7 protein-coding genes and 1 tRNA gene are annotated in these 9,914 nt (G+C 52.2%); all 8 read right to left on the bottom strand.

Annotated features, from left to right (window positions below):
- Positions 1-167: 167 nt before the first annotated feature.
- The gene (glmM, locus tag SBI19_RS29040) at positions 168-1,508 is read right to left on the bottom strand and encodes a phosphoglucosamine mutase (RefSeq protein ID WP_317973019.1); all 1,341 of its coding nucleotides are present in this window, start codon (positions 1,506-1,508) and stop codon (positions 168-170) included.
- An 86-nt stretch (positions 1,509-1,594) separates the two neighbouring features.
- On the bottom strand, positions 1,595-3,109 hold the full coding sequence (locus SBI19_RS29035) for a CdaR family protein (RefSeq protein WP_317973018.1): 1,515 nt from the start codon (positions 3,107-3,109) through the stop codon (positions 1,595-1,597).
- Positions 3,102-3,938, bottom strand: a complete 837-nt coding sequence (gene cdaA, locus SBI19_RS29030; RefSeq protein ID WP_317973017.1) for a diadenylate cyclase CdaA — start codon at positions 3,936-3,938, stop codon at positions 3,102-3,104. The genes SBI19_RS29035 and cdaA overlap by 8 nt, the downstream gene beginning before the upstream one ends.
- 447 nt (positions 3,939-4,385) lie before the next feature.
- Positions 4,386-5,009 carry a zf-HC2 domain-containing protein gene (locus SBI19_RS29025; protein WP_317973016.1) on the bottom strand — a complete coding sequence of 208 codons (624 nt, stop codon included), beginning with the start codon at positions 5,007-5,009 and terminating at the stop codon, positions 4,386-4,388.
- A 119-nt stretch (positions 5,010-5,128) separates the two neighbouring features.
- The gene (gene sigW / locus SBI19_RS29020; protein ID WP_110047591.1) at positions 5,129-5,695 is read right to left on the bottom strand and encodes an RNA polymerase sigma factor SigW; all 567 of its coding nucleotides are present in this window, start codon (positions 5,693-5,695) and stop codon (positions 5,129-5,131) included.
- Positions 5,696-5,698: 3 nt separating this feature from the next.
- Positions 5,699-6,613, bottom strand: a complete 915-nt coding sequence (locus SBI19_RS29015) for an EamA family transporter (RefSeq protein ID WP_317973015.1) — start codon at positions 6,611-6,613, stop codon at positions 5,699-5,701.
- 162 nt (positions 6,614-6,775) lie between these two features.
- On the bottom strand, positions 6,776-9,568 hold the full coding sequence (ppc, locus tag SBI19_RS29010) for a phosphoenolpyruvate carboxylase (RefSeq protein ID WP_317973014.1): 2,793 nt from the start codon (positions 9,566-9,568) through the stop codon (positions 6,776-6,778).
- Between the two features lie 266 nt (positions 9,569-9,834).
- Positions 9,835-9,911: transfer RNA gene (locus SBI19_RS29005), tRNA-Arg, on the bottom strand.
- Between the last annotated feature and the right edge of the window lie 3 nt (positions 9,912-9,914).

Here is a 9,914-nt window from a genome sequence, read left to right as displayed (position 1 = left end):
GGAGTGCACGGAGAGCAAACAGCGGTACAGCGAGTTTACGTCCGACTTTTGTATAGATGTTCCTACCACTTAATCTAATCAAGGGAACATCTATACAACGGGAGGCGCGGTGCCGCGTTTGATCGGAGTGCATGTTTGCGTCACACAATCGCGAAGCGTATTCTTATTTAACCCAGTTCCGTCCGTACCACATCCACGATACGGTTCACGTACGCTTCGACCTGCTCCTTGTCCGGGCCTTCCGCCATTACGCGAATAAGCGACTCCGTACCCGATGGACGCACCAGGACGCGGCCATTGTCGCCGAGCTCCGCTTCCACTTCGCTTACTGCCGCGGCGATAGCTGCATTGTCCTTATACTGCGTTTTGTCCGCCACACGAACGTTCACGAGCACCTGCGGATATTTGCGCATGAGACCTTTAAGCTCGCTCAGCGGTTTACCCGACTGAACCAGCGTATCAACGAGCTGCATAGCCGTCAGAATGCCGTCACCCGTCGTGTTGTAGTCGAGGAAGATAACATGGCCGGATTGCTCGCCGCCGAGATTGAAGCCGCCGCGGCGCATTTCTTCCATTACATAACGGTCGCCTACCGCTGTCTGTGCGGTGTTCAAGCCCAGCTTCTCCGTCGCTTTGAAGAAACCGATGTTCGCCATAACCGTCGTCACGATCGTATTGCCGTTCAATTTGCCGCCGCGACGCATAGCATCGCCGCAAATGCACAAAATGTAATCGCCGTCGACTTCTTCGCCTTTCTCGTCAATCGCGATGAGACGGTCAGCGTCGCCGTCGAACGACAAGCCCAGCTGCGCGCCATGCTTCAGCACTTGTTCTGTCAAATATTCAGGGTGTGTCGATCCGACGCCCTCATTAATGTTACGACCATTCGGCTCTGCGCCGACCGTGATGACTTCTGCACCAAGCTCGCGGAATACGCGTGGAGCCAGCTCATAGGCGGAACCGTGTGCGCAGTCGAGCACGACCTTCACGCCAGCGAACGAACTGCTGATCGTCGTCTTCAGGTATTCCAGGTAACGGAACTTCGCCGCTTCATCGACAGTCACCGAACCGATATCGCCGCCGATTGGACGAGGCAGCTCATCTACCTCTGCATCCATCAGACGTTCGATCTCAAGCTCCGTCTCATCCGACAGCTTGTAGCCGTCTCCGCCAAAGAACTTAATGCCGTTATCTGCGACTGGATTGTGCGATGCCGAAATCATGACACCCGCATCCGCCTTCAGTTCACGCGTCAAATAAGCAACCGCTGGTGTCGATACGACACCAAGGCGAATAACGCTCGCGCCGATCGACAGCAGGCCCGCAATAAGCGATGCCTCCAGCATTGGACCGGAAATACGCGTATCCAAACCAATGACAATCGTCGGCTTTTCTGCCTGACCTGTCAGCACATAACCGCCGCAGCGACCAATTTTATAAGCAAGCTCGGGCGTAAGCTCCTGATTCGCAACTCCACGTACGCCGTCTGTTCCAAAATATTTACCCATGTCCTGTCTGATCCCCTTCAATGTCTGATAATGTTAGCTACCCCTTAAATCCAAACAAACTCAAATCTTAATTCCTCTCAGCAGCCTTAGTCTGCCAGACGCCTCACAGTAGACCACAATCGAACCGAGCCGGCATCTGTGCCTGTACTTGTCGAATGGTCCGCTGGCGTGCCTGCATCCGTATTGCTGCTACCTGTGCCAGGGCTTGTGCCAGCACCGGTGCCATCGCCTGCTCCCTTGTCTCCCGCTTCGGGAGGAGGCGATGACGTATCAGTACTTCCGCCTGCATCGGTTTGCTTGCCGCCTTCTGTTCCGGCTCCCGTATCCGTCTTGTCGGTATCTACAGTTGGAGCCTTAGGCGACGTACTCGCTGCTTTACTATCTGAGATGTCAATCGTGACATTATACGGAGCATTCACGTGCAGATAGATCGGAAGATGGATATCCAGCGGAACCTCGTGCTGGCCTACGCCAAGCGAATCCAATTTCGCAACGGCTTGTATGTCCGCCTTCTGCAGCGCCCCTAACAGCGATTGCGCACCTGTTACGACGATGTCGATCGCATTGCTCTCCGGTGTCAGCAATTTGGCTGTCATGCCCTCTGCGAGGCTGTTCAGTGTAATCGGCACCTGCTCAATCAATCGTTCGCTCGTCGGCTCTACATCGATCGTAACGGTTATTTTCGTCGGGTCTATGCTTGCGACACCTTCCATTGGTTCAATAGCATACGTGAAGGAGCCCGACTGTGTCACCTTGGTCAGATCCACTGTAACATCATCGTAGTAATCTAGCTTGTCCAGCACATCTTGCGGGCCATACACCGTTACCTGCTGTGCAGATGGCGTTACCTTCGCGATACTCAATCCATCAGGCAGCGCACCCGAGAAACCAATCTGCAGCGGGAGCGTCTTGTATGGCTTCGTAATCGGTACTTCCACTTCAACGACACTTGGACTTACGACCGCGTCCTTCAATTCGTTGCCGTCATTATCATAAACGACCACACGAGCTTTCTTCTCGCTGACCGTCTCTTCCTCTCCATTCACATTCACTTTGACAGCAACAGCGCCTACATCAGCCAACTCATCCTCTGGCAGCGTAACGTGTACGCGATTGTTCGGCTTAATGATCGGCTCGCCAACCTTGTAACCGTTAGCGGGCTGCCCCTCCGAAATAACCTTAACCTCGAACTCCTTCGTCTGCATCGGCACGATATTGACGAAAGCGCGATTAGGCGTCATCTGGACAAGCTCTACCCCCTTAGGGAGCTCGACAGACAGTTGAACTTCACTTCGACCGTCTGGCGCACGCGATAGATTCGCGGAGACGACATAATCGTCAGGCTCGGCTGCCGCTATCCGCGTTCTCGATCCGCTGACGACAAGTTTAACCGTGCCAGGGTCGATCGACCGAAGCGCTCGCGTTTTCTCATCGAGCCCGATGGTCTTGATCTTGACGGTATCGATAACATGCGTGACAGCAGTTGACATCGTTGAGTTGGAATTCGATTCCGGATCAAAATGTACAACCGCCCACAGCAGCAATGCAACGACGACAGACAATATTTTGAGCGCGGTTGGATGAGCTAGATATTTATCCATTATGCTTATCCCCCTTCCGCCGCCAGAACGAGGTTTTCGCCTTCTCCGCTTGTGCGCTTGTCGGCATCAGCTCTTCGAACAACTTCGAGATGAGCGATTCCTCCTTGATATCCCGCACAATCATACCGTTAAGACACAACGATACTTGACCCGTCTCCTCCGAAACAACGATGGACACGGCATCGCATACTTCACTAACGCCGATCGCCGCTCTATGGCGCGTTCCAAGCTCCTTGCTAATGAACGGATTCTCCGACAGCGGCAAGTAGCAAGCAGCAGCCATAATCTGATTCCCTCGCACAATAACCGCACCGTCGTGGAGTGGCGTATTAGGTGTGAAAATATTAACAATCAGCTCCGAGCTGATGCGCGACTCCATCCCAATGCCCGACTCGATATATTCATTGAGTCCCGATTCCCGTTCGAATACGATCAACGCGCCGATATTTCGTTTGGCCATAAAATTAACGGCTTTAATAATTTCTGAGATCCGCTCGTTAATTTGATCCCGCTCCAGACCTGTCGAACGTCCGAACAGCTTGCCGCGGCCCAATTGCTCCAGCGCACGACGCAGCTCTGGTTGGAAAATAATGAGAACGCTCACTACGCCGAACGTGAACATCTGGTTCATCAGCCATTTCAACGTACCGAGATTGAGCCATGTACTGAGCGCCCAGGTGGCCACCAATACGAGAATGCCCTTCAGCAGCTGAACAGCGCGCGTACCGCGCACGAGCAGAATCATTTTATATATGATGTAACTTACGACAGCAATGTCTATGACATCTTTAATGCCGTTAGACCAACTCAAATCATTAAAATAATTCATCGTTATGCAGGCCCCCAAACGACAATTACCCAGTCGATACCCTGTTTGACACAATGGATTGGCACGAACAGCCTTTTAGCGGTAGTTCAAAAAGTCCGCTTTTGATCACGAAGCTTCACAAGAAGTGAAATCGGCATCGAATCTTGGATGAAGCTGAGACTTCCGGTTCTCACGTAGCACTACACTACACTACGCTCCGATCCTCATTCCCCGCTTGATCCAACCTTCTCGGTGCTGAAAACCGGACTTTTTGAAACATGCACGATCAGGCGTTTATTTTTATTATCGGCCTCGTGTCTGGTAACTTAAATAAACACGCCCTATGTATATGTAAACAACAGACGTCATTCCCAACCTTATTATTTTCTAGAAACGTCAATGCAAATCCTTCTCTTCACACAAAAAAAGTGTCTCCCTAATATAGGAAGACACTTTACATTGGATACGTCAATGCGCCATATCGGTTACCGTTTCCGTCACCTTGTACCAGAACCAGTCCAGCGCCCGATCGATCGTTCGGCTGGAGCCAGCAATATGCGCCGTCGAAGCAAGCTGCAGCTTGCCGTCAATGACCGTCACATTGCCTTCCACATCCCCTTGTACGTCCGCAGTTCCATTCTCAATCGTCAGACTGCCGTTCACCTTCGTTCCGGCTGGCACGATCACCTTATCGCCTTCGATAATGACATGCTGCAAGTCTTCTCCCTTGACGACCAGCTCGCCGTCTTGGTGCCACATGGAGAGGAAGCTGGATAACATGACGAAGAAGAATACAGCAGCGACGGATACAGCAGGATGATTGCGCACCCACCGCAGCCATGCTGTTTGTTTGCGCTGCTTCGGCAGAACCGATTTGATTCGCTCATTGAGCGCTGCCGAATGTGCCGCCGTAATCGGGCTAGGTGAGCGTAGAGCAGTCGTTAGCAGCGACTCCGTTCGTTCCAGTTCATCGAATCTGGCGCGGCAGTCCGGACATGCCAGCAAATGCGTCTTTAGCTCACGTATATCTTGTGGCGGCAGATCGCCGTCCAAATAATCGTGCATCCATACGATGGCGACGTTGCAATTCATAGCAGCCATTCCTTTCCGCTTCATGCTTGAACATCAGATAGATGATACTATACAAGTACGCAGCGAGTGTCCGCAGCGTTTCACTTCCTTTAATAAAAACGGCCCCAATTATTAACATGCTATAATTTGTGCTCCAGCCGCTTACGAAGAAACTCCCTGCCCCTATGTACCCTTGTCTTGATCGTCGTCACCGGCATGTCCATCACGTCGCTAATCTCCTGAAGCGACATGTCCTGCAAGTATCGCAGCACCATAACGGTCTTGTACTTGGCCGGAAGGTTCTCAATCGCCTGCCGAATAATTCGCTGCGTCTCCGACAGCACAATCTCCGACTCCGGCGTACGGTCGTCGCTGGGCAGAACCGAATAGCCGTCCAATCCTTCGTGGTCGGTTGATTCCGCATCAAGCGAATAGGTCGGCCGCCTGCGCCGCAGACGATCGATACACAAATTCGTCGCGATCCGATAAATCCAGGTTGAGAATTTCATCGAATCATCGTAACGGTCCAAGTTGCGATAGACGCGCAGAAACGTATCCTGCACGACGTCCTCCGCCTCCTGCCGGTTGTAAAGCATCCGATATGCCATATGATAAAGCTTGTCCTGATAAAGGTCCACAATGTCGGCGAACGCCTGCTGATCGCCTTTTAGCGCCCGCTTGACTAGCCTTGCTTCCACAGATAGCAACTATTATTCCTCCAGACGTGACGTCTCCTTAGATCGATTCCCGGAACGCCGCTCGGCCACAATAATCCCGCATAGAATAAGTATGATCCCAGCAACCTGACCTCCACTCAAAGACTCGCCAGCAATCAACCAAGCGATGGTTGCCGCTACAGGCAGCTCCATTGAACCAAGCAGCGATGCGAGACTGCTCCCGATTCGTGGAATCCCTATTGCAAATAATACCGTCGGAACGACCTGTCCGAGCGTACCTAGCACAAGGCCGATACCGGCCATCTGCCATTCGCGCTCCCCTGCCCCTGCATGCCAGCCATACAGCAGCACGATGAGCAAGAAAGAAGCGGTCGTAACAATTGCTGACTGCATGATAGGATGGCCATTGAACTTCACTCTGCCCATGAGCCATAGGAACAAGCTGTATGATACGGCCGACAACAACCCATACAACGTTCCGAGCGGGTCTAATCGTTCCACGCCTGACTCGAGCAGCCCAACTGCAAGCACTGTCCCTGCAAGTACGATAACAATTGAAATCCAATTCCAACGATTCGGCCATTTCCGGTTCCATATGCTGTCTATCAAAATCGTAATCCACGTAAACTGAAAAAGCAAGACGATTGCAAGCGATGCATCAATTCTCTCCAACGCTTGATTGTACATAATCGTCGTCATTGCCATTCCGAATACGCCGATTGATGCAAGCTTCACCCACGGTCCGCGGAGCGGATTAGACCATACCCCTTTACCAAACAGCACCATTGTCCATAGCAACAATGCTCCCATTCCGACCTGATGAACCGTAATTTGCTCAAAGGTATACGATGCATCGTACGTAAGCTTCACGATCGGCGACAGCATCCCGTAGCTTGAAGCACCTAACAGTACAAGCAGTACGGCAAGGCCATAGCCTGTCATTCTCATAGCTGTAATAATCTCCTCTTCTTCATACCCTTAACCATATGCATATATATAATTTAATGGCACAAAAGGCCGGGCCGAGCGGTCCATTGCCGCCAAGCCCAGCCTTTCACACTTCGATCCAGTCCATCATGACCGAATCGATTACCTTTATTAATCAGCCCATCAGCCCGTATTGCGAAGTCCCGCAGCAATGCCGTTGATTGTAAGCAGCACTTCACGGAGCAAGACAGCGTCACCGCTGTCGTCCGGAATCGAGCGGAGCTCCGTCAGCAGCTGCACTTGCAGGTAGCTGAGCGGATCGACGTATGGATTACGGAGACGGATCGATTCTTGAATGACCGGTACATTGTCGAGAATTTCCGACTGACCCGTAATATCAAGCAGCATGCGCAGCGTGCGTGAATACTCCTCTTCCACTTGACCGAAGATGCGATCGCGAATCGTCGAGTCCTTGATCATGCCTGCGTATTCACGAGCAATGAGCAAGTCCGCTTTCGCCAGCGCCATCTGCAGATTGTCGATGAGCGAGCGGAAGAACGGGAAGCTTGCGTACATATCGCGCAGATTTTGCATCCGGCCGCTGTCGCCTTGTACGTACTGCTCAAGCGCATAGCCTGATGCGTACCATGCTGGCAGCAGGTAACGGCTTTGCGTCCATGCGAATACCCATGGAATCGCACGCAGATCCTCGAAGCGGTCGCTGTTCTTACGTTTCGAAGGACGGGAACCGATATTCAGTTCACCAACCTCAGACAACGGTGTCGACTCCTTGAAGAACGTCATGAAGTCTGGATCGCGGAAGATCAGATCCTGATATTTGTTCAACGCTGTCTCCGAGATGGAGCGAGCGATCTCATTCCACTCATCGTTCTGCTTCGGCATTTGTTCTGGGTATTTCGCCAGACGAGCTGCCGTAATAAGCGCCCACGTCGCTTGTTCCAAGCTGCGGTATGCGATGTCTGGCATGCCGTAACGGGAGGACAATACTTCACCCTGCTCCGTAATCTTGATACCGCCGCCAATCGTATGTGGAGGCTGTGCAAGAATGCTGCGGTTCAGCGGCATGCCGCCGCGTCCGAGTGCGCCGCCGCGTCCATGGAAGAACTTCAGCTTTACGCCGAATTCTTTGGCTGCAGCTGTAATGTCGTTAAGCGCAACGCGCAGCTCCCAGTTCGCCGTTACAACGCCGCCGTCTTTGTTGCTATCCGAATAGCCGAGCATGATTTCATGCGTCTCGCCCATCGCTTTAACCGCTTCGCGGTAAACAGGCAGCGAGAACAGCTTCTTCATGATGCCAGGCGCTGCATGGAGGTCGTCGATCGTCTCGAACAAAGGAACTGACTGCAGTGTGCAGCGAACCGTACCGTCTGCTTCCTTGCGGAAAAGGCCGACTTCCTTCGCGAACACCATTACCTCGAGCATGTCGCTCGCAGCTTCCGTCATACTGATCAAATAGCTGGAGATGCAGTTCTGACCGAATACTTTCTGAGCGCGGTATACCGTCTCATACACATCGAGGCACTCGCGTGTCGATTCCGAGTAGTCCAAGTGACCGCTCGTCAGTGGACGTGGATCGTTCAGCAGCTTCTCGAGCAGCTCAACCTTCTCGTCTTCCGACAGTGCAGCATAGTTGTCTACGATGTGCATTTTGCGAAGCACTTCCGTCATCGCATTCTCATGCTCTTGGCTGTGCTGACGAATGTCGAGCGCAGACATGTAGAAACCGAACAGCTCAACTTGACGAATCAGCTTGCGGATATGCGTATCTGCCGCGTAGTCTGCGAAGTGATGACGCAGGCTGCGGTCGATGATTTTCAGATCTTCGATAAGCTCATGTGGTCCTTCGTAGCCGTTCTCTGCACCGTCACGCGTGTTAGCGAGCTTCTGCAGGATGTAGCCGACTTTAATGCGGTAAGGCTCTTGCTCGTTGCGCCAGATGCCCACGCAGTTCAGTTCGATCGTCTCACGGTCCGAACGAAGGGAATCTTCCAGCTCCGTCGTAATTTCAACGATGTTCGTGCTGAAGCTTAGCAGACCCATCAGATCTTGCAGCGCCTCTGTGTATTTGTCCAGTGCGAGCGCGCGATGGAGCGTCAACGTCTCCCACGTGATTTTTGCTTTAACCGAAGGGTTGCCGTCACGGTCGCCGCCAATCCATGAGCCGAAGCGCAAGTACGTAGGTACATGCCAATCTTCTTCTGGATAGTACTTCTTCAGGCAGCGTTCCAGCTCTTCGTATACATTAGGAAGAGCTTCGAACAGCGTTTCTTCGAAGAAGAACAAGCCGTTGCGCACCTCGTCGATTACCGTCGGCTTGCGGCCGCGCAGCTCGTCCGTCTGCCACAGCGTGAATACTTCATTGAGCAGCTTCTCGCGAAGCTTCTCGCGTTCACGGTGCGTCAGCGTCGGGTTGTCCAACTCCATGACATCAAGCGCAATGCGTTTATGAATATCGAGAACCGCACGACGCGTTGCTTCTGTTGGATGCGCAGTCATCACGAGCTCGAGTGAAATGCCGCTCAGCATTTCTTTCACGTCTTCAATCGCAATATTGCGATCCTTCAATACTTGTACAGCATCTTCGATCGAGCCTGGCTGTACGCTCTCCCCTGCAGAACGCTCGTAGTCGCGTTTACGGCGAATACGGTGGTTTTGCTCAGCGATGTTGACGAGTTGGAAATACAGTGCAAATGCACGGATCACTTGATGGCGGTTGTCCGGGGTTAGGGACGTAATAGCAGCTTTAAACTCGCTATACAACTCCGGATTGTATTCCGCACGAAGCGACTTACTCATCTCACGGATTTTCTCAACAACCTCAAGCAGCTCTTTGCCGCCTTGGTGGACGAGTACTTCTCCCAAAATGTTGCCTAGAAAACGAACGTCACGGCGCAGCAATTGATTTGCGTTATTCGCTTTGCTCGCTGAGACACTCGTTACAGTCTGCTCAGACATACTGTTCCTCCTTCAGATCGCGCCGTTCGCTGCCGTACTCGCGGTCGGCTCTACGCTGCGGTGCTCTCTTATCTGTAAGCTTTCCTTTATTGCGATCCTGCCCGATAAGCGGTGCTCGCTTCGATACACTTTTTTCATCATACTACAAATCGGTGCTGTATTGAAGTGTTGCGACATGATTCTGTCACATTCCCATAATCAGGAGGCCATACAGCAAAAAACTCCCCATCAATTGATGAGGAGTCGATTATTCATCTTGGTTAAAATGGCGTGCCCTGAGAGATTCGAACTCCCGACCTTTTGATTCGTAGTCAAACGCTCTATCCAGCTGAGCTAAGGGCACATA

The sequence above is a fragment of the Paenibacillus sp. CCS19 genome (assembly GCF_033239625.1).
Lineage (GTDB): Bacteria > Bacillota > Bacilli > Paenibacillales > Paenibacillaceae > Paenibacillus_T.
This window is presented reverse-complemented; position numbering and strand designations above follow the sequence as displayed.